The organism is Streptomyces sp. DG1A-41, from assembly GCF_037055355.1.
Taxonomy (GTDB): domain Bacteria; phylum Actinomycetota; class Actinomycetes; order Streptomycetales; family Streptomycetaceae; genus Streptomyces.
The window spans coordinates 8,744,702-8,770,243 of sequence record NZ_CP146350.1 but is presented as its reverse complement, the minus strand read 5'-3'; the positions used below and the strand labels follow the sequence as shown (position 1 = coordinate 8,770,243).

The window sequence follows — 25,542 nt, the reverse complement described above, 5'->3', positions numbered from 1 at the left end:
CCATGGGTGATGCCCCTCGCCTCGCGCGGCCGGGCAGTGTAGACATGGCACATGGTCCGACTCATGGGTCGATCCGGGACTCGATCGCCCCTGCGGCCCGGCGCTGCGCCGTCCGACCGGCAACGGCGGGAGGCGGGCCCGTCGCGGTGGAATCCGGTGGCGGGGCTGCGGTCGGTGCTGGGCGGACGCAGTGTCGCCGGACAGGTGTTCCTGCTCGTCGTGGTGATCGTGCTGCTGTTGGTGGTGGCGGCCGTGGTGGCGCTGGTCCTGCAAGTGCGACACGACACCACCCAGGAGGCCCGCAACCGTTCGCTCGCCGTTGCGGAGACCTTCGCCAACGCGCCGGGCACGATCGAGGCGCTGGAGTCCCCCGACCCCACGGCGGTGCTCCAGCCGCGTGCCGAGGCCGCCCGTGAGCAGTCGAAGGTCGACTTCATCGTCGTCATGAACACCGACGGGATCCGCTACACCCACCCCAAACCGGACCGCATCGGGAAGAAGTTCGTCGGGACGCTCGAGCCCGCGCTGGCCGGAAGGCCGGTGACCGAGCAGATCACCGGCACGATCGGCCCCCTCGTGCAGGCCGTGGTACCGGTGAAGGCTCCGGACGGCCAGGTCGTCGGCCTGGTGTCGGCCGGGATCACCACCGCCAAGGTCGGTGGCACCGCCGACCGTCAGCTGCCGCTCGTGCTGTCCGCCGCCGCGGTGGCGCTCGTCCTGGCGACGGCGGGCGCGGCGCTCGTGAGCAGGCGGCTGCTGCGCCAGACCCACGGGCTCGGGCCGCACGAGATGACGCGGATGTACGAACACCACGACGCCGTGCTGCACGCCGTCCGCGAGGGCGTGCTCATCGTCGACGACAGGGGCACCCTGGTGCTCGCCAACGACGAGGCGCACCGTCTGCTCGGACTGCCCGCCGACGCCGAGGGCCGGCACGTGCTCAGCCTGGGGCTCGACCCCGGCACCGCCGAGCTGCTGGCCTCCGGGCGCGTCGCCACGGACGAGGTGCACCTCGTCGGGGACCGGCTCCTCGCCGTGAACCAGCGCACCACGGACCGGGCCGGCGTCCCGCCCGGCAGTGTCGCCACGCTCCGCGACTCCACCGAGCTGCGTGCGCTGTCCGGCCGGGCCGAGGCCGCGCGGGAACGGCTCAACATGCTGTACGACGCCGGGGTGGGCATCGGGACGAGCCTGGACGTGACCCGTACGGCCGAGGAGCTGACCGAGCTGGCGGTGCCCCGGTTCGCCGATTTCGCCACCGTGGATCTGTTCGACGCGGTGCTGAGCGGCGGGCAGCCGGACGCGGCGGCCGCGCTCAGCCGTACGGCGCTGAGCGGGATCCGCAAGGACGCTCCTCTCTATTCCGTCGGCGAGCGGATCAGGTTCGTCGAGTCCTCTCCGCAGGGCCGCAGTCTCGACAACGGCCGGCCCGTCCTGGAACCCCGGCTGGGCAAGGCCGCCGGCTGGCAGGCACAGGATTTCGAGCGCTCCGCGCAGATCGTGGAGTACGGCATCCACTCCCTGATCACCGTGCCGCTTCGGGCCGGCTCCCTGGTGCTGGGCGTGGTCAGCTTCTGGCGCTACGAGAAGCCGGAGCCCTTCGACGCGGACGAGCTCGCCCTGGCGGAGGAGCTGGTCGCACGGGCCGCCGTCTCCATCGACAACGCGCGCCGCTACACCCGCGAGCACAGCATGGCGGTGACGCTCCAGCGCAGCCTGCTCCCCCGGAACCTGCCCGAACAGGACGCCCTGGAGATCGCCTACCGGTATCTGCCCGCGCAGGCCGGGGTGGGCGGCGACTGGTTCGACGTGCTGCCGCTGTCGGGGGCACGGGTCGCGCTCGTGGTCGGGGACGTCGTCGGCCACGGGCTGTACGCCGCGGCCACCATGGGGCGGCTGCGCACCGCGGTGCACAACTTCTCCGCCCTCGACCTCCCGCCCGACGAACTCATCACCCTGCTGGACGAGCTGGTCGGCCGTATCGACCAGGACGAGACGGAGGAGGAGGGCAGCGCCCCGGTCACCGGCGCGACCTGTCTGTACGCCGTGTACGACCCGGTCTCCCGGCGCTGCACCGTCGCACGGGCCGGGCATCCCCCGCCGGCGCTGATCCATCCCGACGGCAGTGTCGAGTTCGCCGACGTGCCCGCCGGTCCCCCACTCGGGCTCGGCGGTCTGCCGTTCGAGACGGCCGAGCTGGAGCTGGCGGAGGGCAGCCGGCTCGTCCTCTACACCGACGGGCTGGTCGAGGACCGGGAGCGGGACATCGACGTCGGCCTGGACATGCTGCGCGAGGCGCTGAGCCGGTCCGGCCAGTCCCCCGAGGCCACCTGCCGGACCGTCCTCGACTCGCGGCTCACGACCCGCTCCAGCGACGACATCGCCCTGATCGTCGCGCGCACCCGGGCGCTCGCCGCCGACCAGGTCTCCGAGTGGCCGGTGCCTGCCGACCCGGCGGCGGTGGGCGAGGTGCGGGCGGCGGTCAGCCGGCAGCTGGCCGAGTGGGGACTGGAGGAGCTGACGTTCACCACCGAGCTGATCCTGAGCGAGCTGGTCACCAACGCCCTCCGGTACGGCGGCGGTCCCATCCACGTCCGGGTGCTGCGCGATCGCAACCTGATCTGCGAGGTGTTCGACAGCAGCAGCACATCGCCGCATCTGCGGTACGCGACGATGACGGACGAGGGCGGGCGGGGGCTGTTCCTGGTCGCGCAGCTCGCCGACCGCTGGGGGACGCGGTATCTGCCCGCGGGGAAGGTGATCTGGGCGGAGCAGCCGTTGCCGTGAGCGGCCCGCGGCGCCGAGCCGCCGGGCGACGTGGGTCATAAGACCCTCTACGGTCGGTCATAAAGTCGCCTTATGAGCTCATAGACCGGACCCGCGTACCAACTTAGGCATGCCTCAGTTTAGGCTTCACGGCGAGATCGCTTGTCGCCGCTCGAAGGGAACCTGACCATGCCCCGCCCCCTGCGGGTAGCCATCGTCGGATCCGGCCCCGCCGGGATCTACGCCGCCGACGCCCTGCTCAAGTCCGAGGTGGCCGCCGAACCCGGCGTGTCCATCGACATCTTCGAGCGCATGCCGGCGCCGTTCGGCCTGATCCGTTACGGCGTCGCCCCCGACCACCCGCGGATCAAGGGCATCATCACCGCCCTGCACCAGGTCCTCGACAAGCCGCAGATCCGGCTCTTCGGCAACGTGGACTACGGCACCGACATCAGCCTGGACGACCTGCGCGCGTTCTACGACGGCGTGATCTTCGCCACCGGCGCGATGGCCGACCGGGCGCTGTCCGTCCCCGGCATCGAGCTCGACGGTTCGTACGGCGCCGCGGACTTCGTGTCCTGGTACGACGGCCACCCGGACGTGCCGCGCACCTGGCCGCTGGAGGCGGAGAAGGTCGCCGTGCTCGGCGTCGGCAACGTCGCGCTCGACATCGCGCGCGTCCTGGCCAAGACTGCGGACGAGCTGCTGCCGACGGAGATCCCGGCGAACGTCTACGAGGGCCTGAAGGCCAACCGGGCCAAGGAGATCCACGTGTTCGGCCGCCGCGGCCCGGCGCAGGCGAAGTTCAGCCCGATGGAGCTGCGGGAGCTGGACCACTCCCCCAACATCGAGGTCATCGTCGACCCCGAGGACATCGACTACGACGAGGGCTCGATCGCGACCCGGCGCGGCAACAAGCAGGCCGACATGGTCGCCAAGACCCTGGAGAACTGGGCGATCCGCGACGTCGGCGACCGGCCCCACAAGCTCTTCCTGCACTTCTTCGAGTCGCCGGTCGAGATCCTCGGCGAGGACGGCAAGGTCGTCGGGCTGCGCACCGAGCGCACGGAACTCGACGGCACGGGCAACGTCAAGGGCACCAGCACGTTCAAGACCTGGGACGTCAGCGCGGTCTACCGTGCGGTGGGCTACCTGTCCGACAAACTCCCCAAGCTGCCCTGGGACATCGACTCCGGCACCGTCCCCGACAAGGGCGGGCGGGTCTTGCAGGAGACCGGCGAGCACCTCCAGTCCACGTACGTCACCGGCTGGATCCGGCGCGGCCCGGTGGGCCTCATCGGGCACACCAAGGGCGACGCGAACGAGACGGTGGCCAATCTCCTGGACGACTACGCGAACGGCCGGCTGCACACGCCCGCCACCCCCGGCCCCGAGGCCGTGGACGCGTTCCTCGCCGAGCGGAACGTCCGCTTCACCACCTGGGAGGGCTGGTACAAGCTGGACGCCGCGGAGAAGGCGCTGGGCGAGCCCGAGGGGCGCGAGCGCGTGAAGATCGTCGAGCGTGAGGACATGCTGCGGGCGAGCGGCGCCTGACCTCACAAACACCCGTGGGCGGGTCCGGTGGCAATGTCACCGGACCCGCCCTTATGCGTGCTTGAACCGTGTACGATCCGGATGCTTCACCAAACCATCACATGGCCTTCACTACAAGGCCATTCAAGGGGGACGAACGTCCATGCGTATACGCCTTGTCGCCACCACGGCCGCCGCTGCCGGAGCCCTGGCCGCCCTGACGGCGGTTCCGGCCCAGGCCGCCGAGTACAACTCCGCGCTGAAGATCCGCGGGATCCAGTACGACGCTCCCGGGAGGGACTCCAACCGCTGCTCGACGGGGAACACCGACGAGGAGTACCTGACGATCAAGAACTACTCGCGGTCGACGACCGTGAACCTCAAGGGGTACGTGGTCAAGGACGCCGCGGGGAACAAGTTCACCTTCACCGCGAGCCATACCCTTCAGCCGGGTGACTACGTGAAGCTGCGCGGCGGCAACGGGACCGACTCCGACGCGAAGAACGTCGTCTACCGCGACAACTGCAACTTCATGTGGAACAACGACAAGGACACGATCTACGTGTACAAGCCGTCCGGCAGCTATGCCGACGTGCACTCGTACACCAAGAGCGGATCCGACAAGGACGGCAACGGGTACATCACGTTCCACGGCTGAGCCTCGGCTGCGCCTTTTGCCGGACCGGCAAAAGGCTTCGTGTGCGTCGCGGCGGGCGCTGGATGATCGGGTGGACCGAACGCCACTCTCCGGACCGCAGGAGGATCCATGTCGCAGACGTCCGCCGGCGACCGCACGCATCGCCTCGTCCCTTCACCGGCCGGCCGCGTCCATCTCGTCGAGCAGGGGGACGGACCGCTGGTCCTGCTGCTGCACGGGTTTCCCGAGTCCTGGTACGCGTGGCGTCATCAGCTGCCGGCCCTGGCCGCCGCGGGCTATCGCGCGGTGGCCGTCGACGTCCGCGGCTACGGGCGTTCGTCCCGGCCCGCGGCGGTGGACGCCTACCGGATGCTCGAACTGGTGGAGGACAACGCCGCCGTGGTGGAGGCGCTGGGCGAGCGGTCGGCGGTGGTCGTCGGGCACGACTGGGGTGCGACGATCGCCGCGACGTCCGCGCTGGTCCGGCCCGAGGTGTTCCGCGCGGTGGGGCTGCTGAGCGTGCCGTACACGCCGCCCGGCGGCCCCCGGCCCAGTGAGGTCTTCGCGCGGATGGGCGGCGACGAGGAGTTCTACGTCTCCTACTTCCAGCGGCCCGGCCGGGCCGAGGCGGAGATCGAGCCCGACGTACGCGGCTGGCTCGCGGGTTTCTACGCCGCCCTGTCCGCCGGCACGATGCCCGAAGCCGACCCTCACTTCGTCGCCCGCGGAGGGACGCTGCGCGACCGGTTCCCCGTCGGCCGGCTGCCGCACTGGCTGAGCGAGGCCGACCTCGACGTCTACGCCGGGGAGTTCGAACGCACGGGGATGACCGGCGCCCTGAACCGCTACCGGAACATGGACCGGGACTGGCAGGACCTGGCGGATTTCGCCGGCGCCCCCGTCACGCAGCCGTCGCTGTTCATCGGCGGCGGCCTGGACGCGTCCACGACCTGGCTGGCCGACGCGATCGAGGCGTACCCGGCCACCCTGCCCGGACTGACGGCTTCTCACATCCTCGACGGCTGCGGGCACTTCCTCCAGCAGGAACGCCCCGTGGAGACCAACCGGCTCCTGACGGACTGGCTCGCCGGCCTCCCCCGGTCCAGGTGATCGGGCCCGGCAGAGCGGGTGTCGTCCGCGCGTTGCGGCCGTCCGGCGGGCCGGGGCCCTCCGCGACGTCTCCGTGACGGAGGGCGCCCGTCCGGTGGTACCGGCTCAGACCTCCAGGTCTGTTTCGATCCGGCGGAGCTGGTGGCGTGCCATCGCCAGGTTCGCGCGGCTCGCGTCGAGCACGAGGTAGAGGAACAGTCCGCTGCCGCCGCGCCCCTTGAGCAGGCGGATGAGGTGGTACTGGGAGTTCAGGGTGATCAGGATGTCCTCGATCTCCTCCTTCAGGCCCAGGAGTTCCATGGTGCGCAGCTTGGCCCGTACGACATCGGTGTTGCCGGCGGCGGCGACTTCCAGGTTGAAGTCCTTGGTGCCGCCGAGGGTGCCGAGCGCCATGCCGCTGGTGTAGTCGACGAGTGCCACGGCCGTCGCTCCGTCGATGGAGCTCAGGCATTCCTTCAGCGCGGTCTCCGTGTTGGCCATGCGGGCGGTTCCTTTCGTTCGGTGTTTCTTCGGTCGGTCGGGACGTTCCGGAGGTCCGGGGGTTCAGATGCCGGTCTGCGGGCGCGGCTGGTGGGTGGGCCGCTGCGGGGTGCGTACCGGGAGGGTGCCGATGGGGCGGGCCGTGGCCGGGGGCGTCGACGCGAGGTGGTCGGCGGGCGCGGGGCGGTCGGCGTGGCGGCCGGTGCCCGGCCCGACGGGCGTGGCCACCAGGTCCGCGATCCTGGCGCCGCTGCGCCGGCCCTCCAGGTGGAGGCGGCCGACGTTGACGCGGTCCTCGGCGAGGAGCGTGAGGACGGCGGTCGCCCCGGCCGCGTAGGTGGCGACGTAGCCTGCGGAGCCGCGCACCAGCAGCTCGCGGAAGTCGCTGCGGGCGGCGGCATCGGTCATGCGGTGGGCGACGCCGAGGGCGGCGGCGGTGAGTGCCGCGAGTCCCTCCGGTTCGGTGCCCGGGACGTCGTGGGCGAGGACGAGTCCGTCGACGGTGGCCGCGAGCGAACCGGTCAGCCGGGGGATGCGGGTGCGGAGCCGACGCAGTTCGTCGAGGACGTCGGTCTCGACGGCCATGAGCAGTCTCCTTTCGGCACGCTGTCGTCGCGCGCGGATCACAGTGCCTCCAAGGCGTGCAGGAGCCGTCGCAGCAGTGCGGTGTCGGGCTCGTCCGGTGCCGTGGGACGAGGGGCGGGGCCCGGCTCGGCGGACACGGGGGCGGTGGCAGGAGCGGGGGCTTTGGGGACGACCAGCCCGGCGGCGGCCAGGCGGCGGAGTTCGACGAGGGTGTGGAAGGTGCGGCAGGCGAGGGCGGTGGCGATCTGCGCGGCGGTGCGGACGCCGTCGACCTGGGCGAGAGTGCGGCCGCGGCGGGCCGGCAGGGCCGCCGGGTCGCTGCCGGGCGCGCGGGCGAGCGGGGCGAGGTCGATGGCGGGATCGGGCCATATGCGGTGCAGCAGTTCGCGACGGCGTCTCGACTCGCGCAGGACGCTGTCGACCGGCACGGAACTGACCGCGCCGAGCCAGTGCGAGACCCCGGGGCGGAAGCGGAGCGCCGGTTTGTCGTGGGCGAGGACGAAGTACGCCGCGTCGAAGAGGGCGCCCAGGTGGCACAGTTCCAGCGCGCCGGCGGCGAGGTGGCCGCTGTCCACCAGTTGACGGCCGACGCGGCAACGGCGGCCGGCCTGGTCGATCGCCTCCCACCAGCCGTCCGGGGCGAGCGCCCCGCTGTGCGTGAGCAGATCGCCGACGTCGGGGGTGAGGGCGGACTCGACATGGACGACGTGTCCCGCGGCGAGGTAGACGATCCCCGCCTCGGTGGACAGAGCGCCGCTCGCGCCCTGTGCTGCGAGGGTGCCGAGCAGGGCCGAGGCCGGTTCGTCCGTGCGTGAGGTCAGGGCCGGTGTGATCACCCGAGCACCAGTCTGTCCGCCATCTCGGCCAGCCGGATGCGGGCCAGGGCGAGGTTGCCCTCGCCGCGGTCGAGCCATAAGTGCAGGAACACGGTGCTGTCGAAGGTCGTGGTGACGAACCTGAGCAGGTGGTACGAGTCGGTGTTGGTGATGATCAGGTCCTGCACGGGTGGTTCCTTGCCGGACGCTCCGCCCCCGTCGCCGCCGGCCGGGGCGAGCACGCCGCTCTCCGTGGCGAGGCGGGCGAGTTCGGCGGTCTCCGCGGCCGTCGCCTCCAGGTCGCCGCCCGGTGCGTCACCCACCGCGCCCAGGGCGAGACCGCTGATCCAGTCGACCACCGCCGCCCCTCGCGCACCGGGCAGCCGCATCGCCTCCAGCAGACTCTCGTCGATTCCGGGCACGCCGAATCCCCTCCCCTGCACGGCCGTTCCCGCGAACGTGAGCACGACACTACGGAAAGTACTCGGCCCAGGTGAAGGCTTTGGCATTTTCCAAAGGAATGTGCAGCGGACCGAGCGGGGGTGCGACGGGATCGAACCGAAGTGAACAGAACCCGTCCGGCCATGCTCCTGGCAGATTCCGGACGGCACCCACCCCCGGGGACTGTTCGCCCCCCTTGCACCCCGGCACTCAGGCGTAGCCTCTACGTTCTTCGGTATCGGAGAGACACTGACCAGCGGGACACAGCGGGGGCGGAACCTCTCGCTCACGGTGCTCATCCGAGGCGCCTCGCCCCCTCCGTGCCGTGCTCGCCGGTGGGTGTACGCCATGGACGCACCGGCTCGCCCCGCGCCGCTCGCGGCTCCCGAGGCCCTCGGTCCCCGTGCTCCGCGCCGATGAGGACGAAGGCCATCGTGACCCGTCGGGGAGTCGGCCCGCTGCTCCCGGTCGAAGGCGACGGGGTCGAACGCCGGCTCGGCCATCGCGGTGTCCGACGGGAGGGTCAGGATGATGAACCGCGTGCCGCCCGGTGCCGGGAGCAGTCCGCCTCCCGCTCCCACCGCCCGCGCGGGCAACCCGGTCGGCGCGCAAGGCGTCCTTCCTGGTGAGCGGGATGGATCTGCCCGCCTGCCCAGCATGCGACGGGGACGAGGATGAGTGACAAGGCCCGCAGGCTGTTCGAGGCGCTCGATCTCGACCAGGACGGGATGCTCACCCGGGAAGAGGTGATCGTCGCCCTGCGGACGAAGGGACCGTCCCTGGCCGCCTCGGGTGTTCTGCCGTTTTGGGGAGTGCAGGACGTCGACGCTTCGTCCGCGCTGTTCGACTCCGCCGACCAGAACGGGGATGCCGTACTGACCCTGGAGGAGTTCGCCGCGGTGGTGAACCGCCGGTTCGGCTGGAGCTGAGCATGGCGGTGATCGTGACCGACGGCCGGCTGCGCTACCTCCGTCTCGTCGGCTTCCGGGGTGGTCACGCGGGTGGGCGGCCGGTGATGGCCAGCAGGGTCGTCGTTCTGATCCGGTGCAGGTCCGGAAGCCGTTCACGGCCACTCCTGCCCAGATCACGGTGCTGACCAGGGGCCACCACAGACCCCACCCTGGCTCACCCCCGATGAGGCCGCTCATCCAGTTGCCCGCCCGGCCGACCGCGAGGAGGAGCGCCGCCCATCTCCCCCACTGCCAGGTCCGCATGGTTCCGCGAGCACGGGCTTCCCGGGGAGTCTGCCCGCCGCGCCCTCCATGACCGTCAGCGTTCAGGGCGCAGGTCACGGTTCTCGAACGCGCGCCGGACCGCGGCGCCCTCGTCTGCGACCAGTCCGGCGGCATCCGGCAGTTCCAGCGCGGTGGCGCAGTGCTCGCACACCATCGTCCCGCTCGCGGCCGGGTCGGCCGGCCTGCTCCCGCATGCCTTGCACATTCCCTCACCCTGGGCGCTGTCTCGTGTCCGCCGCTCTTCCATCAGGTGCCTTCCTTCTCACTGCGCGGGGTCGGAGTCCGGGTCGTCCTGAAGCCGGGTGCCCTGGAAGGCGTACGGCCTGTCCGGCCCGCAGGTCGCGGCGCGGCTGCGCGAACTGCTCATCACGACCCTGGATGGCCTCACAGCGGCTCGATGACGTTCTGCCGCAGGTGCCCGTAGATCACCGAGGTGCGTACGTCCGCGAGTTCCTGTCGCTCAGTCAGCTTGTCGAGGACCACCGAGTGCAGGTGGTCGGTGTCGCGGACCGCCACATGGATGAGGAAGTCGTCGGTGCCCGTCAGCACGAAGACCGAGATCACCTCAGGCATCCGCGCCACGAAGGCCTGGAACTGTTCGATGACCGCACGAGTCGGCGGCCGCACCCGCACGGCGATCATCGCCTGCAGTCCCCGGCCCATCGAGGCGAGGTCCACCTCGGCGTGGAATCCGAGCAGCACGCCGCGCTCGCGCAGGGAGCGCACCCGCTCCAGACAGGTGGAGGGGGCGATCCCCAACTCCTGTGCCAGGTCCCGGTTGGTACGCCGACCGTCTTGCTGCAGAAGCCGCAGCAACGCCGAATTAAGTTCGTCCATGTTCCGCCAAACTCCCGTTTTCCGAATCATATTCGGCAAGCATGCCATACAACCGTTGAATTGCTAGCGTGCGGACCATGACTCCGTACATGATTCGCCTTCCCATGCGGTCCGGGCGGAGTCGGGGAGTGCGACCGAAAGGGAGATCAGGGGTGGACGAGGGGAAAGCCAGGGGCTGGGCGATCTGTGCCGTGGTGGCGGCCGCGCTTTTCTGGAGCAGCTCATACGCGGTGACCAAACAGGTCCTGGCGGACGTCGGTCCGCTGAGCATCGGGGCCATCCGCTTCACGCTCGCCGCCGCCCTGCTCGGGATCATGGTGCGCATGCGACGCAAGCCGGTCGCGCGGCCGGATGCCCGCCAGCGGCGAATGATCCACCTGAGCGGCCTGCTCGGCATCACGGTCTACTTCGTGCTGGAGAACATCGGCGTCGAGCTGTCGACCGCATCGGATGCCTCTCTGATCGTGGCCACCTACCCACTGATGACCATGCTGCTCGAGCTTGTGGTCTTCCGGACCCGAATGCCGCTGCTCCGGGTCGGCGGTGTGCTGCTCGCCACCGTGGGCGCCTTCCTGGTCGTGCGCAACGGAGCGGAAGTCGGCGGCAGCGAGCGCTGGTTCGGCGATGTCCTGCTGCTGCTCGGCGGACTGGTGTGGGCCGGGTACAACGTGCTGGGCAAGTACGCGGGCCGCGGTCAGGACGCGATGACGCTCACCTACCACCAGACCGTGGCGGGCGCCGCCGGCTTTCTGCTCGCTTCGCTCCTGGAGGCCGGGGACTGGCAGGTACCGAACGGGTCGGCCTCGGCACTTCTCGCCTATCTGGCCGTGGCATGTTCCGTCGGCGGCTTCCTTCTCTACAACTACGGCCTGCGCCGAATGACCTCGAGTGTCGCGGTCAACATCCTCAACCTCGTACCGGTGTTCGGTGTGCTCGGTGCCGTGGTGATCAACGGAGAGACAGTCCGGCTCGGGCAGGCCTTGGGTGGCGCGATCATCATCGCCGGTGTGGCGCTGGGAGTCATCGAACGCCGAACGGCTTTCGAGCAAGCCGCGGTTCCCGAGCCGGCCGTGGTCGACGCGCGCAGCTGAAGGAGTCCGTCCTGGGGCAAGCCCAGCCCCGGAAAGACGACCAGGCTTCAACAGGAACCGTCCAGCGACCGCAAGACCATCGTCTTCACCGGTCCTGTGCTGCCCAAGTCGCCGGCAGCACAGGACCGGGACATGGGTGTTCTGGTGAAGCGCCTTGTCGTCGTCGCGGCACGACTGCGCGCCCTGCTCGCCAGGCCGGAAATCCTCCACCGCCGGGAGCTGACCACCGGCTGGTCGTCCCTTGCCATCGGCATCTCTGTCGCCGCCGTCGCCTGACACCGCTGAGCCCACCAGCGTCGACCGGCCGCCGTTCACGCCGACATCCGCGAACCCCTCCGGTGGCTGGGCCGCGGGCGGCTCCAGGCCGGCACGGTGGCGGCGCCCCACCGGTCGTCGGTCACGCGTGGCGTCAGGACGACACCGCCGAGCCAGGCGTCCGGCGCGGCGGCCGGAACAATGATGGTCCCGATCTTGGGAAGACGGTGGGAGTGATCTTCCCATCGGTCCCACAAGGGGGCATGTCGTGACCGCGCCTGTGCGTCGTACACCACCTGCGAACCGCCGACAGGGATTCGACCTTCGCTCAACCGCACTGTTCTTCGTCCTTCTCGCTGTGGTCGTGGGCGTCCTGGGGTTCGCGGCCCGCATGGTGGCCGGCGCTCTCGAGCGGCGTCCCGTCTGGGCGTTCGTCCTGGTCGTCGTGGGTGCCGCGGGCTTCCTTGGCCTGCGGCGCCGGTTGCATGTGGCGAGAGCGGCACGGCGGGCCGCGGCAGCGCTCGACGAGGCGGCGAGGGAGGCGGCCGACGAGCTGGAAGCTCCCGCGATTCCAGGTCCGCGGCCGGCCGTCGAGGTCGCTGTCGACTACGACGCCCTGACACCCGAGGAGTTCGAGGAGGCGATCGCCGCCCTCTGCGAACGCGACGGTTGCTCTGCCGTCGACGTCGTGGGAGGTGCCGGGGACCTGGGTGCCGATGTCGTGACCGTGGCCCCCGACGGGCGCCGGATCGTCATTCAGTGCAAGCACTACGACGACGCCCACCGGGTCGGTTCCCAGGACCTGCAGCGCTTCGGCGGCACCTGCTTCACCGTCCACGAGGCCGACGTCGCCGTACTGGTCACCACGAGCGAATTCACCGCGCCGGCGGTGGAGTACGCCGACCAGTGCCAGATCGTGTGCGTGGACCGGGAAGCGCTCCAGGCGTGGACGGACGGCACCGGTCCCCGGCCATGGGAGACCGCCCCGGGAGGCTGGGCAGCGAGGTGGGGAAAAACAGGTGCCGAGTCGTGAGCCGTGCGGCCAACATGCCTGAACTCTGAGCTGTCCTGTCCCTCCCGCTCGGGGTCGCTTGCTGCGTGCTGGGCAGCGGACGGGTGCCGTGGCCCTCAAGCCTGGGCTCCACCCGCTCAGCGGTTCGCCCTCCAACGCTGTTGGAGGCGTCGTGGTGGTCCCAGGAAAGTCCCCTTCACCGATCCGAGCGCCATCGCGGTTGACCACCGCACTCCCCAGGACCACGACGTCCACCGGCCTCAAGGCATCGACTTCGACAGCGGTAGGGACCGTTGCCACGACCCGGCTCGCCGCAGCTTCAAGCGGCGAGATGTCCAAGGCGCCAGGGTCGAGCAGATAGAACGGCTTGAGCGTGGCAAGCTTCGGCACCGCCGTGCAGACGAGCTTGCCGTCCTCCAGAGCGCGCGTGCCCGTACGGGAAGCTGTGCCTGGTCCGGCACCGCCCTGATGACCCTGGACTTCTTCCACGTGCTGCGTCGGCACGCGCCAGGATCTCAATTCCCGCGCGGCCCGGAAGACCTCAGCTTTGCTGCACCCCGCCCCGCCCCATGCGGCTACCGCCGCTGAGGAGGAGGAAGCCCTGAAGCCGACTGGAGGACCAGGGCCGCGACCCGCGTGAGTTCCCCGCCCGCTACGGCGTCAGTGGCACCCATGTGCTCGACGACGCCCGCAGGTGGCGGACTCCGGTGTGCCGCACGACTTCGACGATGACGGGCCCCACCTCGTCACGGGACCCATCGCCGTGGCCGGCGCCCGGCCCGGCGATCTGCTCGCCGTGACCGTCCTCGGCCTCACGCCCCGGGTTCCGTACGGCCTGGTCTCCGCACGGCACGGCTTCGGCGCACTCCCCGGCGAGATGCCGTCGCTGCCCGGTCCCGTATTCACCTTCGCGACCGCTCAGACGGGTCGCCGTGGCGCCTGGGGCCGGATGGCGGTGGACCCGGCGGACCCTTCCCGCGGCTCACTGCGCTTCCCGCTGCGGCCGTTCCTCGGCGTGATGGGCGTGGCGGTACCCGGGAACGAGCGGCCGCACTCGGTGCCACCCGAGCGTCACGGGGGCAACATCGACGTCTCCCTGCTCGGCGAGGGCACCACCCCGTTCCTCGCCGGTCACGGCCGCGTCGCCCCGTTAGCCGAGACGGACGACTGCCTTGTGCCGATCAAGACCGCCATCTGGCGACGGCGTACCTCAGCGCGGCAGGCGACTTCGCGGTCTCCCAGGTCGTCGACGGAGTGAAGGGCGTCCACAAAAGGATCCGCAAGTCCGACTTCCTCGAAGTCCGCCGACCGCGTTGACCGGCGGATGCGCCGATCGGGCAAGCGAGCAGGACCCGCCCCGATGCGGATGGTGGGCGGGCCCTGCTCGTGCGGACCATTGTCGGGACCGCGTGCCGGTGGGGCCACGAGTGTGATCCGCCGGTGTGCGCGCGGCGCGCACACCCCGTGCGCGCCGCGTGCCTCCGCGCATCCGGCACCACCCCCTGGCGCCGCCGGATGCGGCATCGCGCTGCTCCGTGTGTGACCCCGGGTTATGCCCGTCGGCCTGCGGCGACGATACTGGCAGGCGCACCTGCCCCCGTTCACAGTTGGACCCATGCCGACCTCCTCCACCGTCCGCCCCATGACTCCCGCCACGGTGTGGCTGGCTCGTGGCCGCCATGCCGACGGCGCCGCGGAAGACGTTCTCCGGCGCTCGCTGGAGCAGCGCAAGCGAAGTCGGGCCATCGACGACTTTCTGGAGTTGCCCGAGGCCGAGACCGAGACCGAGGCCGAGGCTGCCCCGGCGGAGCGGGTCTTCGAGGCCCGCTGGCGCGTGGACGAGACGGTGACCGTGCGGGCCCGGATCGGCGTGACGCCCGGGCCGGACGGCGGGCAGGAATGGATCCTGGTCGCGGAGGCCGAGCAGCCGTGGAACAACGACTGGCCGTCGCCCGCCGGGCTGTTCTGGCCAAAGGAGCCGGACGTCGCCTGGGACCGGGACGGCGCCGCGCTGCTGTCCCTGCGCAAGCTCAATCCGCTTCCCCACGACGACAAGGAGACGCGGCGCCTGTTCAGGAACGCGGTGCCCGGCGGGTGGCACATCCATGTGGTCGTCCACGAGGCGATGTCCACGGACGAGCGAGGCCGGGTGCCGGTGGCGCGGTGGCTCCCGCCGGGCCTGCGGCACCGTGTGGTGGAGCACCGGGCCGCGCCGCAGCAGCATCGCGGCCTCAACTGGGCCCTGCGCGATCAGGGGGTCCAGGTGCCTCGCGGCGGTGCCGTGGTGCTGCCCGGCACCCCGGCGCCGGACGGTTTCGAGGCCGAGGACTTCTCCGTCCGCGCGGTCTTCCTCGACGGCTCGGAGCCGACCGACCTCGTCGACGCGGTGACGCGGTACGCCGCGCTGCCGAGACCGCTGCCCGACGGCGCCGAGGACGCCCTCACCGCGTTGCGGGAGGACTGGCATCTGCTGACTCTCGAGGAGGAGCTGGAGCGCCAGCGCGGTCTGGTGGCCATGTACGCCGAGGCGCTCGAGGCCATGACGAAGTCCCGTGACCTGTACCGGGAGGCGGCCGAACGCGCCCACGAGGCCCTGGCCGCCTACCAGGAGTCCGCCGAGGCCGCTCCCGTGCGGCAGCAGCCCCCCGACACGCCCGTAGCGTCTCCGCTGCAACAGCTCACACGGACGTTCGAACGCCTGAAGAGTGCCCGGTCCCAGCGTCCCGCGGCCCCGTCCCGGGACGAGCGTTAGGGGCTCTTCGTGACGGGGCGCAGGTGTCAGTCGTGGTCTGGTGGATACGCGGTCCCCACGGCAGTACGGCCCGCCCGGGAAGGTCCTCCACGACATGGGCATCGACCAGCATCACTCGGAGACGACGCTCCGCGTCAACGGCAAGCCCCACACCCTGACCGTCGACCACCGGCGGGTCCTGCTGGACCTCCTGCGGGAGGATCTGGACCTGACGGGCGCCAAGAAGGGCTGCGACCACGGCCAGTGCGGCGCCTGCACGGTCCTGGTGGACGGGCGGCGCGTCAACAGCTGTCTGTTGTTCGCGGTCGCCCTGGACGGCTGTGAGGTCACCACGATCGAGGGCCTGTCCGGCGACGGCGACGAACCCCACCCCCTGCAACAGGCCTTCCTGGAGCGCGACGCCTTCCAGTGCGGCTACTGCACCCCGGGCCAGATCTGCTCCGCGGCCGGCATGCTCGCCGAGGCGGCGGCCGGTCACCCCTCGCACGTCACCGACCCGGCGGCGCCCCCGGCCGAGCCGGTGCCGCTGGACCGGGCGGAGATCCGGGAGCGGCTGAGCGGCAACCTGTGCCGGTGCGGTGCGTATCCGCGGATCGCCGAGGCCGTGGAGGACGTGATCCCGTGAAGGAGTTCGCCTACGTCCGCGCCGGGAGCCTCGAGGAGGCGACCTCCGCGTACGCCTCCCACGCCGGCGCCCGTTATCTCGGCGGCGGCACCAACCTCGTCGATCTGATGAAGCTCGGCGTCGAGCGACCCACCGCCCTCGTGGACGTCACCCGGCTGCCCTTGGACGAGGTGGAGGAGCTGCCGGACGGTGCGCTGCGGGTCGGGGCGATGGTTCGCAACAGCGACCTCGCGGCCCACCCCCTTGTTCGCGACCGGTACCCGGCACTGTCGCAGGCGGTGCTCGCGGGGGCGTCGGGGCAGTTGCGCAACGCGGCCACGACCGGCGGCAACCTGCTCCAGCGCACCCGGTGCCCGTACTTCCAGGACCTGTCGAAGCCGTGCAACAAGCGCCAGCCGGGCAGCGGCTGCGGCGCGCGGGACGGCGTCCACCGCGATCACGCGGTGCTCGGGCACTCCGCGCACTGCATCGCCACCCATCCGTCGGACCTGGCGGTGGCGCTGGCCGCTCTCGACGGGCGTGTCGAGCTGTACGGCCCCGAGGGCGCCCGGAGTGTCGCGGCGGCGGACTTCCACCGGCTGCCCGGGGACCGGCCGGAACAGGACACCGAGATCCGGCCCGGCGAGCTCGTCACCGGCGTGGTGCTGCCGACCGCCACGGCCGGGCTGCCGTCGGCGTACCGCAAGGCCCGCGACCGGGCCTCGTACGCCTTCGCGCTCGCGTCCGTCGCGGCCGTGCTGCGGGTGTCGGACGGTGTGGTCGCCGACGTGGGGCTCGCGTTCGGGGCGCTGGCGCACCGGCCGTGGCGGGCCCGGCGGGCGGAGGAGGCGCTGCTGGGCGCGGCTCCGACCGCCGCCGCGTTCGAGCACGCGGTGGACCTCGAACTGTCCGCGGCGCAGCCGCTGCGGGACAACGCCTACAAGGTGCCGCTGGCCCGGGGGATCGCCGTGGACGTGCTGTCCCGGCTCGCGGACGCGGCGGCGAGGAGGAGTTCATGACCGGCAGCGTGGGAGCCCCTGCCGAGCGCCGGGAGGGACGGGAGAAGGTCAGCGGCACCGCCCGCTACGCCGCCGAGTACCACTACCCCGGCCGGGCCCAGGCCTGGCCCGTGCCGGCGGCTGTCGGCCGGGGGCGGGTGACCGGCATCGACACGGCGGCCGCCCTGGCCGTACCCGGGGTGCTCGCCGTCCTCACCCACGAGAACGCGCCGCGGCTCGCCGAGCCGGACGATCCCACGCTCGCCGTGCTCCAGAACCCCCGGGTTCCGCACCGCGGCTGGTTCGTGGCCCTGGTGGTGGCCGAGACCCTGGAGGCGGCGCGGGCCGGTGCCGACGCGGTCCGCGTCGACTACGCCGCCGAGGAACACGACGTCACCCTCACCGCCTCGCACCCGGACGTGTACGTCCCCGATGAGGCAGGCGCCGAATATCCGGCCGTCCGCGAACGGGGCGACCCCGACGGGGCGTTCGGTTCCTCGGCCGTCCGGGTCGATGCCGCTTACCGGGTGCCGCCGTTGCACAACCATCCCATGGAGCCGCACGCCAGCACCGCCCGCTGGGAGGACGGCCGGCTCACCGTGCACACCTCCAGCCAGGGCGCCGGTGCCGTACGGGACGTACTCGCCGGGCTGTTCGGTATCCCCGAGGAGCAGATCGTCGTCACCGCCGAGCACGTCGGCGGCGGCTTCGGCTCCAAGGGCACGCCGCGTCCGGACGTCGTACTCGCCGCGATGGCGGCGCGGCAGACCGGGCGGGCGGTCACCGTGGCACTGCCCCGCCGGTACCTGCCCGCCGTCGTCGGGCATCGTGCTCCCACCCTGCACCGGCTGCGGCTCGGCGCCGACGCGGACGGGCGCCTCACCTCCCTCGTGCACGAGGTCACGACGCACACCTCCCGCATCAAGGAGTTCGTGGAGCAGGCGGCGGTGCCGGCGCGGGTGATGTACGCGGCCCCCCACAGCCGTACGGAGCACCGGGTCGCGGCGCTTGACGTGCCCTCGCCGTCGTGGATGCGGGCGCCGGGCGAGGCGCCGGGCATGTACGCGCTGGAGTCCGCCCTGGACGAGCTCGCCGCCGAGTTGGACATGGACCCGGTCGAGCTGCGCGTCCGCAACGAGCCGGACGTCGAACCCGACAGCGGCAAGCCGTTCAGCAGCAGGCACCTGGTCGAGTGCCTGCGCGAGGGCGCCCGCCGCTTCGAGTGGGCCGGACGCGACCCCCGGCCGGGCTCCCGCCGGGAAGGCCCCCTGCTGCTGGGGACGGGCGTGGCGGCCGCGACGTATCCCGCCATGGTGTCGCCCGCCACGGCGTCGGCCCACGCGCTGCCCGACGGGACGTTCGTGGTGCGGGTCAACGCCACGGACATCGGTACGGGGGCCCGGACCGTGCTCGCGCAGGTCGGCGCCGACGCCCTCGGCGTGCCGCTGGAACGGGTGCGGACCGAGGTCGGCAGCACCGAACTCCCGTCGGCGCCGCTGGCCGGCGGCTCGTCCGGCACCGCCTCCTGGGGCTGGGCGGTCCACGAGGCCTGTGCCCGGCTGGCAGGGCGGCTGGCCGAGCACCCGGGGCCGCTGCCCGAGCAGGGGCTCGACGCCCGCGCCGACACGGCGGGCACGGCGGACGCCGAGAGCGACTGGGCGCGGCACGCCTTCGGGGCACACTTCGCCGAGGTCGCCGTGGACACGGTCACCGGCGAGGTCCGGGTCGGCCGGCTGCTCGGGGTGTACGCCGCGGGGCGCATCCTCAACGCCCGTACCGCACGCTCCCAGTTCGTCGGCGGCATGACGATGGGCCTGGGCATGGCGCTGACCGAGGGCAGCACGATGGACGCCGCGTTCGGTGACTTCACGGAGTCGGATCTGGCGTCGTACCACGTGCCGGTGCACGCAGACGTCGCCGAGATCGAGGCGCACTGGCTGGACGAGGACGATCCCCGTCTCAACCCCATGGGCAGCAAGGGCATCGGGGAGATCGGCATCGTCGGGACGGCCGCGGCGATCGGCAACGCGGTCCACCACGCGACCGGCGTCCGCTTCCGTGAACTCCCCCTGACGCCCGACCGGGTGCTGGCCGGGCTGCTCGACCGCCGGGCGGCGAGCGACGCCCGGACGGGACCCGCTGCGGGCGGATCCGGTCCGGTGCGAGGCGCGTAGGCGTCACTCCGCCGTCTGGCGTGCCTCGGGCGCTGGCGCGGACGCCCACTGTCTGCGTGCGAGAGGCGCCACCATGCGGGAGGCCAGGGCGACGAGAGCAGTGCCGCGCACACGGCGTCCGCGGAGGCGAGCCACGGCGGGGCGCGCGCGAGGTCCACGGCCCGGGACAGGGAAGCCGACGGTAAGGAACTCCCGTACGCCTGGGCCACGGCCGGCACCGTGGGCACCACCGCCGCCCCGGCCGGCACGAGCGCGACGGGGCGCAGCGCCAGCAGCAGGGCCAGGACCGTGCACAGCACCGACAGGCCGAGGGCGAACGCGTGCAGCCACAGGGACGCTCCGCCGCGTTGCAGCGGGAAGTGGGCCACCGCGCGCAGGGCCAGTGCCAGGGCGGCGAGCCGGCCCGACCACGACACGGACCTGGCAAGCCGGTCCGTCGCACGGACGCGGTCCGCAGGGGCGGAGTCGAGCGTGCGGTGGGTTCCCCCGGCCGTGGCCGCACGGCCCGCACGGCCAAGCTCGTGTCCGCCTCGTCCGGGACCGGGGCGGTGGGCCGCGCGGCGGCCTGGCTCGTCCGGCCGGGCCCGGGGGCGGGATGGGCACCCGCGCTCCCCACCGGGCGGGGGCCGAGGGCGCCGGGCTCGGTGCTCGGCCTGGCCGGAAGGACCGCACGTCTCGTGCGAGCCGGCGGCGGGCTGCGTGCTCGTCTGCTCCACCTGGTACATGCCGGTGGTGACGGCTGTCTCGGCGGACGGCTGAGCGGACCCGTCCGGCTCGCCGAGTATCGCAGGTTCGTTCGAGCGGGGTGAAGAAGCCCAGGTGGTCATACCCGCCTCCATGGGAAGAGTGCGGGCGCTCCTGCGCCCCCGTCGTGTGACGAGCGTTACGCTGACCATTACCAGGCGCCCCGTCACACCGTGCCACTCGGGTGAGCCACCGGGACGACCGCCCGCACGCGCTGCGGCACGGAAAAATCCGCCGACGCGGTGACATGTCCGGTCCGGGCCGCAATACAGCCGCCCAAAACGGGAATCCAGGAAGGGACACCCCGTGTCGCGGCACGCCAGGAGGAGGGCAGCCCGTGGATACGACCACAACGGTGATCACCCTGGCCGCGGTTCTCGCGGCCATCGTCCTCGCGTTCGCCGCCGGCATCCTCGTGCGGCTGGTCAGAACCCGGCGCCAACTGCGGCGCGCGGGACTGCCCACGGGCCCGCGCTGGGTCTTCTGGGGCGCGGTCCTCTATTTCGTGCTGCCCGCCGACGTGCTGCCCGACCCGGTGTACCTGGACGACATCGGCGTCCTGCTGCTCGCTCTGCGCACCGTCCGCGGCTCCCTCGGCGAGCGGGAGCGCAGTACGACATACAGGCCGGACCGCAGGCCGGACCACCAACCGGCCCGATGACTACGGAAAGTAAGGAAACCAACCACCCGTTCGATTCGTATAAGTCTCTGGGAGCCGAAACGAGTCGGCGGACCGGGTGGCCGTGCCCCTGGATCCCCGGCTTGATCGGCGCAGCACCGACGAGGGAGAGACGATGCAACCGTTCGCGCTCAACTACGCGCGCCCGGCAGTGGAGTTGGAAGCTGCCATTCCGTACGTGTACGACGCCGGACAGCAGTTGAACGTGCTCCACGACGGCCGGGTGGCCGCCTCCGACTTCGCCCTGTTGAAAGAGGTCGGCACCACGACGTCCACCGCCGGCTCCAAGACGCACTTCGACGACTGACCGCGGGCCGCCGAAGATGACGGTACTGATCCTCACCTGCGAGGAGGATGTGACCGCGGACATGGTGGTCGTACACCTGAACGCGTCCGGGACTCCCGTGGTCCGCGTCGACCCCGCCGATCTGACCGGCGGTGTCGCGCTGTCCGGGGAGTACGTCCACGGGCGTTTCCGCGGTCATCTGTCCGCCGGGGAGCGCCTGGTGAGCATCGGGGGGCTGCGGTCGGTGTGGGTACGCCGGCCGGGCACCCCGGCCGGACGGGCGGCCCAGCCGTCCGGGTGGCTGACCGAGGAGGCCGACCAGGCGCTCTACGGCATGCTGCGGGGCTCGGACGCGCGCTGGATGAACCACCCCGACGCGGCCCGCCGGGCCCGGCACAAGCCCTGGCAGCTGCGTCTCGCCCAGCGGTGCGGCCTGCCCGTGCCGGCAACGCTGATCACGACCTTCCCGCGCGCCGCCCGCGAGTTCTCGGAGCGCTACCCGGACCTGGTGGTCAAGCCGGTGTCGGGCGCGCATCCGCAGGACCCGCCGCGGGCGGTGCCGACCAGCCGGGTCTCGCCGGACGCGGACTTCGCCGCGGTCGCGTTCGGGCCGACGCTGCTTCAGCGGCGGATCGCCAAGCGGGCCGACATCCGTCTCACCATGGTGGGCGATCGGATGCTGGCGGCCCGCAAGGCGACCGCCGCGGACGCGGACTCCGGCGAGGTCGACGTGCGGTTCGCCGCGCCGGGCGCGCCGTGGCGTCCGACCGACGTGCCGTCGTGCATCGCGCCGGGCGTCCGGGCCTATCTCCGGGAGGCCGAACTGGCGTACGGGGCCTTCGACTTCGTCGAGGACGCCGACGGGACCTGGTGGTTCCTGGAGTGCAATCAGTCGGGGCAGTTCGGGTTCGTCGAGGTGGAGACGGGTCAGCCGATCGCCCACACCATCGCCGAGTGGCTGGCCCGCCCCGTCCCCGAGCAGCCGTCGCGCGTCAACGGCGCGAGCAGGACGGCCTGTTGAGCACCGGGACCGGCCGTCCACCGGTCCCGGTTCACTGCGGCCGCGGCCCGGGCAGCATGGCCGTGCGCTGCCACCCGGCCCCCGGGGAGTGCGCTCGGTCGTAGCCGGGGGACTGTGCGGGCCTCATGACCAGCTCCAGTTCCCTGCTCACGCGTTCGGCCTCACGGCGAACCTGGGTGGGCACATCGCCGCACTCCGCGATGAGTCGGTCGTAGATGGGGGAATCCTGGAACACCCGTCAACGCGCCTTTCTGCTCGTCGGCCCCGTACGGGGGCGAGAGAGCCGAGTGTAGGCGGACGGGTGCCCCGGAGTGTGAATTACCCGGGTGGACTTGACGCAGACCGAACATCCGTGACATGCGGGCGGCCGGGGCTCAGGCTCCTGTCGTGGAGCCCGGCCGGACGATCATCAAAACGGTGACCGTCGCCCACAGGAGGTTGAAAATGCCGGTGAACATGGCGAGTTGAACGGTGTTGCGGTGCTCGACGGTCTGTTCGCCGTTCAGCCGGCCGAGGAGTTCCTCCTGGCGGGGCAGGACGAAGGCGACCAGGATGCCGGCGGCGGCGGCGGTCAGCGCGATGGACGTGACGAGCCATCCGCTGCCCAGGACGCCCATCGCGGCTCCGGTGGCGAACCCGAAGAGCGGGACGGTCAGTCCGATACCGGCGTAGACGCGGCAGATGCGGTGCAGCAGCGCGACCGTGCTCACCGCCGACGGGTCGGGGGCGTCGCCGCCCGCGGGGACGGCGCGGCGCGCCGCGGGCGGGAACATGCTGGCCGCGACGGTCACGGGACCGACGGCGACGATGGCGGCCAGCACATGCAGGGACAGCAAAATCTTGGTCACCGGGGCTCTTTCCATGATGCGGTCGACGGTGCCGGGCCCACGTTAGGGAGCTCGGGTGTGATCGCCCATGGGCTGAAACGACAGCTTCCAACGGATTCCCGCCAACTCCTGTGACCTGCCCTCTTGTGTCACGGGCCGGCGCATCGGCGGTTCGTGCGCCTGGCGGGAAGGCGCCTAAGGTGGCGGTCATGCACTCCGTGGCGATCCTGGTCCTCGATCGAGTGGTGCCGTTCGACATGGCGGCGCCCCAGCAGACGTTCGCCTGGACCCATATGCCGGACGGGCGGCCGGCCTACCGGGTCCGGCTGTGTGCCGAGACGCCGGAGGTGCGCGCGGACGGCGGTTTCACCCTGCGCGTCGACCGGGACCTTGAGGCGCTGGCGGAGGCCGACACGATCATCGTGCCCGGCTGCTCCCCCGAGGCCGCGCCGCCGTCCGAGCCTGTGCTGGCGGCCCTGCGGCAGGCCGCCGCGGCCGGTACCCGGATCGCGTCGGTGTGCGTGGGCGCCTTCGTGCTGGCGGAGGCGGGGCTGCTGGACGGGCTTCGCGCCACCACGCACTGGGTGGCCGCGGGCGAGCTGGCCCGCCGCTTCCCGCAGGTCGAGGTGGAGCCGGACGTGCTGTACGTCGACAACGGGCAGATCCTCACCTCGGCCGGTGCGGCCGCCGCGCTGGACCTGTGCCTGCACATGATCCGGCGGGACCTGGGGTCGGCCGTCGCGGCGAACATCGCTCGGATGTCGGTCATGCCGCTGGAACGGGAGGGCGGGCAGGCCCAGTTCATCGTGCACGAGCACCCGCCGGTGCCCCGGGGGTCGGCGCTGGAGCCGGTGCTGGAGTGGATCGAGGACAACCTCGCGCACGAAGTGACGCTCAGTGCGCTGGCGGAGCGCGCGGGGATGAGCGAGCGGACGTTCAGCCGCCGCTTCCGCGAGCAGACCGGCACCACACCGTTGCAGTGGCTGCTGCGGGCGCGGGTGCGGCGTGCCCAGTACCTGCTGGAGAACACCGACCACTCCGTGGAACGGATCGCGCGGCAGGCGGGGTTCGGCTCGCCGACGGCGTTCCGGGAGCGGTTCCGCAAGGTGGTGGGCACGACGCCGTACGCGTATCGCACGGCGTTCCACGGAAAGGCGAACGCCCCGGCGGCCCGCTCACAGGCCGCCGGGGCGATACCCGGTTCATGACCGGGCCCTACGAGATGTCAGCCGACCGGCGTCAGGCCGTTCTCCCCGTCCGCGTCCGCTTCCTCGGACCGCTCCTTGGTGAGCAGCAGGGCGTCGGCCCTGGCGATGGCGTCGGTGATGTCGGACGTTCCCATCATCACGCACAGCGTGTAGCTGACGTCCTCCAGCTCGCGTGCCGCCGTCGGCACGCGCCTCTCCGCCTGAGCGATCCTCAGCGACGCGTACCGCGTCAGCAACTCCCTGACGACCTTCCGGTCCGGTACGAGCACGTAGCGCCCCTCTCTCTGTTTTCGCTGCGTATGCCCGAACCACGCGAAAACATTCACACGTTTTTCTCGTCAGGGGCGGATTTGACGAGATCTGATCGTTTCTGAGGGGCTGTCAGGCGAGCTGCTCAGGCGGCGTCCAGCTCCGCCAGCTCCTGGGGCGTCAGGGTGAGGTCGGTGGCGGCGAGCGAGTCACGGATGGTCTCGGGGCGGCTGGCGCCCGGGATCGGGACGACCACGGGCGACTTGGCGAGCATCCACGCCAGGCACACTCGCTGCGGGCTCACGCCGTGCGCGTCGGCGATGCGGGCGAAGGGGGCGTGACCCGAGCCGAGTTCGCCCGCCTTCGAGATCCCGCCGAGGGGGCTCCAGGGCAGGAACGCGATGCCGAGTTCGTCGCACAGGTCCAGCTCCGGCTCGCTGGAGCGGAAGGCCGGGGAGAACTGGTTCTGCACGGAGACCAGGCGGCCGCCGAGGATCTCGTCGGCCAGCCGGATCTGCTCGGGGTTCGCGTTCGAGATGCCGGCCATGCGGATCTTGCCCTCGTCCAGCAGGTCCCGGATCGCGCCGACGGACTCGGCGTAGGGGACGCGCGGGTCGGGGCGGTGGAACTGGTAGAGCCCGATGGCCTCGACGCCGAGCCGGCGCAGGGAGGCCTCGCAGGCCTCCTTGAGGTGGCGGGGGCTGCCGTCGAGCGTCCAGCTGCCGTCGCCGGGGCGCAGATGGCCGCCCTTGGTGGCGACCAGGACGTCGCCGCCTCGGTCGTGGGAGGCGAGGGCCTTGGCTATCAGGGTCTCGTTGTGACCGACCTCGTCGGCGTCGCGGTGGTAGGCGTCCGCAGTGTCGATCAGGGTCACGCCGGCGTCGAGCGCGGCGTGGATGGTGGCGAGGGAGCGTTCCTCGTCGGGTCGTCCCTCGATGGACATGGGCATCGCGCCCAGGCCGATCGCGCTGACGTCGACATCACCGATGCGGCGGGTGTGCATGTGCTCGTGACCTCTTCCGGCTGTCGGGCGATGGTGCACTCCAGCGTGGACGCCCAGCGGCCCGAGGTCCAATAGAAGAAGGGGAACGCATTCAGCACTCGGGCAGCTGAATCGCGCCCTCCCCTTCGGCGTCCGGGGCGGCGGTCCCTTGTCACACGGGGATGAAACCCCGCTCCGGAGGACTCAATTCCCCCACACGG

Annotated in this window: 27 protein-coding genes; 17 read left to right on the top strand and 10 right to left on the bottom strand. The window is 71.7% G+C overall.

Features of this window, described 5'->3' with window-relative positions; all coding sequences use genetic code 11:
* Nucleotides 1–51: 51 nt before the first annotated feature.
* From V8690_RS40560 to V8690_RS40545, 4 genes are all read left to right on the top strand, one after another.
* Nucleotides 52–2,787: a SpoIIE family protein phosphatase gene (locus V8690_RS40560; protein WP_338785002.1), complete on the top strand. Its 2,736-nt coding sequence runs from the start codon at nucleotides 52–54 to the stop codon at nucleotides 2,785–2,787.
* Nucleotides 2,788–2,955: 168 nt separating this feature from the next.
* Nucleotides 2,956–4,320 carry an FAD-dependent oxidoreductase gene (locus V8690_RS40555; RefSeq protein ID WP_338785001.1) on the top strand — a complete coding sequence of 455 codons (1,365 nt, stop codon included), beginning with the start codon at nucleotides 2,956–2,958 and terminating at the stop codon, nucleotides 4,318–4,320.
* A 142-nt stretch (nucleotides 4,321–4,462) separates the two neighbouring features.
* The gene (locus V8690_RS40550; RefSeq protein ID WP_338785000.1) at nucleotides 4,463–4,957 is read left to right on the top strand and encodes a lamin tail domain-containing protein; all 495 of its coding nucleotides are present in this window, start codon (nucleotides 4,463–4,465) and stop codon (nucleotides 4,955–4,957) included.
* 108 nt (nucleotides 4,958–5,065) lie between these two features.
* Nucleotides 5,066–6,046: an alpha/beta hydrolase gene (locus V8690_RS40545; RefSeq protein WP_338784999.1), complete on the top strand. Its 981-nt coding sequence runs from the start codon at nucleotides 5,066–5,068 to the stop codon at nucleotides 6,044–6,046.
* Nucleotides 6,047–6,151: 105 nt separating this feature from the next.
* Here the strand turns inward: V8690_RS40545 and V8690_RS40540 are convergent, their stop codons facing one another.
* From V8690_RS40540 to V8690_RS40525, 4 genes are all read right to left on the bottom strand, one after another.
* Nucleotides 6,152–6,526 (bottom strand): hypothetical protein, encoded by a 375-nt coding sequence (locus V8690_RS40540; RefSeq protein ID WP_020276893.1) that lies wholly within the window; start codon nucleotides 6,524–6,526, stop codon nucleotides 6,152–6,154.
* Between the two features lie 63 nt (nucleotides 6,527–6,589).
* Nucleotides 6,590–7,111 (bottom strand): roadblock/LC7 domain-containing protein, encoded by a 522-nt coding sequence (locus tag V8690_RS40535; RefSeq protein WP_338784998.1) that lies wholly within the window; start codon nucleotides 7,109–7,111, stop codon nucleotides 6,590–6,592.
* Nucleotides 7,112–7,149: 38 nt separating this feature from the next.
* Entirely contained in the window at nucleotides 7,150–7,947 is a 798-nt protein-coding gene (locus tag V8690_RS40530; RefSeq protein WP_338784997.1) for a hypothetical protein, read from the bottom strand.
* Complete coding sequence (locus V8690_RS40525) at nucleotides 7,944–8,348, bottom strand: hypothetical protein (RefSeq protein WP_338784996.1); 405 nt, start codon at nucleotides 8,346–8,348, stop codon at nucleotides 7,944–7,946. Before V8690_RS40525 ends, V8690_RS40530 begins: the two co-directional genes overlap by 4 nt.
* Before the next feature lie 693 nt (nucleotides 8,349–9,041).
* On the opposite strand from V8690_RS40525, the gene V8690_RS40520 reads away from it, so the two are divergent.
* Nucleotides 9,042–9,296 carry an EF-hand domain-containing protein gene (locus V8690_RS40520; protein ID WP_338784995.1) on the top strand — a complete coding sequence of 85 codons (255 nt, stop codon included), beginning with the start codon at nucleotides 9,042–9,044 and terminating at the stop codon, nucleotides 9,294–9,296.
* A 340-nt stretch (nucleotides 9,297–9,636) separates the two neighbouring features.
* On the opposite strand, the gene V8690_RS40515 is transcribed toward V8690_RS40520, so the two are convergent.
* Both V8690_RS40515 and V8690_RS40510 read right to left on the bottom strand, forming a co-directional pair.
* Entirely contained in the window at nucleotides 9,637–9,807 is a 171-nt protein-coding gene (locus V8690_RS40515; RefSeq protein WP_338784994.1) for a hypothetical protein, read from the bottom strand.
* A gap of 179 nt (nucleotides 9,808–9,986) precedes the next feature.
* On the bottom strand, nucleotides 9,987–10,439 hold the full coding sequence (locus tag V8690_RS40510) for an Lrp/AsnC family transcriptional regulator (protein WP_338784993.1): 453 nt from the start codon (nucleotides 10,437–10,439) through the stop codon (nucleotides 9,987–9,989).
* Nucleotides 10,440–10,591: 152 nt separating this feature from the next.
* Between V8690_RS40510 and V8690_RS40505 the strand changes: the two genes are divergently transcribed.
* From V8690_RS40505 to tgmB, 11 genes are all read left to right on the top strand, one after another.
* Entirely contained in the window at nucleotides 10,592–11,530 is a 939-nt protein-coding gene (locus V8690_RS40505) for a DMT family transporter (RefSeq protein ID WP_338784992.1), read from the top strand.
* A gap of 132 nt (nucleotides 11,531–11,662) precedes the next feature.
* The gene (locus V8690_RS40500; protein WP_338784991.1) at nucleotides 11,663–11,806 is read left to right on the top strand and encodes a hypothetical protein; all 144 of its coding nucleotides are present in this window, start codon (nucleotides 11,663–11,665) and stop codon (nucleotides 11,804–11,806) included.
* A gap of 247 nt (nucleotides 11,807–12,053) precedes the next feature.
* Nucleotides 12,054–12,818: a restriction endonuclease gene (locus V8690_RS40495; protein WP_338784990.1), complete on the top strand. Its 765-nt coding sequence runs from the start codon at nucleotides 12,054–12,056 to the stop codon at nucleotides 12,816–12,818.
* A gap of 673 nt (nucleotides 12,819–13,491) precedes the next feature.
* Nucleotides 13,492–14,055 (top strand): acetamidase/formamidase family protein, encoded by a 564-nt coding sequence (locus tag V8690_RS40490; protein WP_338784989.1) that lies wholly within the window; start codon nucleotides 13,492–13,494, stop codon nucleotides 14,053–14,055.
* Nucleotides 14,056–14,412: 357 nt separating this feature from the next.
* The gene (locus tag V8690_RS40485; protein ID WP_338784988.1) at nucleotides 14,413–15,549 is read left to right on the top strand and encodes a hypothetical protein; all 1,137 of its coding nucleotides are present in this window, start codon (nucleotides 14,413–14,415) and stop codon (nucleotides 15,547–15,549) included.
* 94 nt (nucleotides 15,550–15,643) lie between these two features.
* Complete coding sequence (locus V8690_RS40480) at nucleotides 15,644–16,174, top strand: 2Fe-2S iron-sulfur cluster-binding protein (RefSeq protein ID WP_338784987.1); 531 nt, start codon at nucleotides 15,644–15,646, stop codon at nucleotides 16,172–16,174.
* Nucleotides 16,171–17,172, top strand: a complete 1,002-nt coding sequence (locus V8690_RS40475; protein WP_338784986.1) for a xanthine dehydrogenase family protein subunit M — start codon at nucleotides 16,171–16,173, stop codon at nucleotides 17,170–17,172. The genes V8690_RS40480 and V8690_RS40475 overlap by 4 nt, the downstream gene beginning before the upstream one ends.
* Entirely contained in the window at nucleotides 17,169–19,325 is a 2,157-nt protein-coding gene (locus V8690_RS40470) for a xanthine dehydrogenase family protein molybdopterin-binding subunit (protein WP_338784985.1), read from the top strand. The genes V8690_RS40475 and V8690_RS40470 overlap by 4 nt, the downstream gene beginning before the upstream one ends.
* Nucleotides 19,326–20,406: 1,081 nt before the next feature.
* Entirely contained in the window at nucleotides 20,407–20,730 is a 324-nt protein-coding gene (locus V8690_RS40465) for a YkvA family protein (RefSeq protein WP_338784984.1), read from the top strand.
* A 133-nt stretch (nucleotides 20,731–20,863) separates the two neighbouring features.
* Nucleotides 20,864–21,055: a putative ATP-grasp-modified RiPP gene (tgmA, locus tag V8690_RS40460; RefSeq protein WP_338784983.1), complete on the top strand. Its 192-nt coding sequence runs from the start codon at nucleotides 20,864–20,866 to the stop codon at nucleotides 21,053–21,055.
* 16 nt (nucleotides 21,056–21,071) lie between these two features.
* Nucleotides 21,072–22,055: an ATP-grasp ribosomal peptide maturase gene (tgmB, locus tag V8690_RS40455; RefSeq protein ID WP_338784982.1), complete on the top strand. Its 984-nt coding sequence runs from the start codon at nucleotides 21,072–21,074 to the stop codon at nucleotides 22,053–22,055.
* A gap of 31 nt (nucleotides 22,056–22,086) precedes the next feature.
* On the opposite strand, the gene V8690_RS40450 is transcribed toward tgmB, so the two are convergent.
* Nucleotides 22,087–22,290, bottom strand: coding sequence for a hypothetical protein (locus tag V8690_RS40450; RefSeq protein ID WP_338784981.1), 204 nt, complete (start codon nucleotides 22,288–22,290; stop codon nucleotides 22,087–22,089).
* Between the two features lie 139 nt (nucleotides 22,291–22,429).
* Nucleotides 22,430–22,903, bottom strand: a complete 474-nt coding sequence (locus tag V8690_RS40445) for a hypothetical protein (protein WP_338784980.1) — start codon at nucleotides 22,901–22,903, stop codon at nucleotides 22,430–22,432.
* Between the two features lie 188 nt (nucleotides 22,904–23,091).
* On the opposite strand from V8690_RS40445, the gene V8690_RS40440 reads away from it, so the two are divergent.
* Nucleotides 23,092–24,090, top strand: a complete 999-nt coding sequence (locus V8690_RS40440; protein ID WP_338784979.1) for a helix-turn-helix domain-containing protein — start codon at nucleotides 23,092–23,094, stop codon at nucleotides 24,088–24,090.
* Between the two features lie 17 nt (nucleotides 24,091–24,107).
* Here the strand turns inward: V8690_RS40440 and V8690_RS40435 are convergent, their stop codons facing one another.
* Both V8690_RS40435 and V8690_RS40430 read right to left on the bottom strand, forming a co-directional pair.
* Entirely contained in the window at nucleotides 24,108–24,359 is a 252-nt protein-coding gene (locus V8690_RS40435) for a DUF5133 domain-containing protein (protein ID WP_338784978.1), read from the bottom strand.
* Between the two features lie 125 nt (nucleotides 24,360–24,484).
* Nucleotides 24,485–25,342 carry an aldo/keto reductase gene (locus tag V8690_RS40430; RefSeq protein ID WP_338784977.1) on the bottom strand — a complete coding sequence of 286 codons (858 nt, stop codon included), beginning with the start codon at nucleotides 25,340–25,342 and terminating at the stop codon, nucleotides 24,485–24,487.
* Nucleotides 25,343–25,542: the final 200 nt, after the last annotated feature.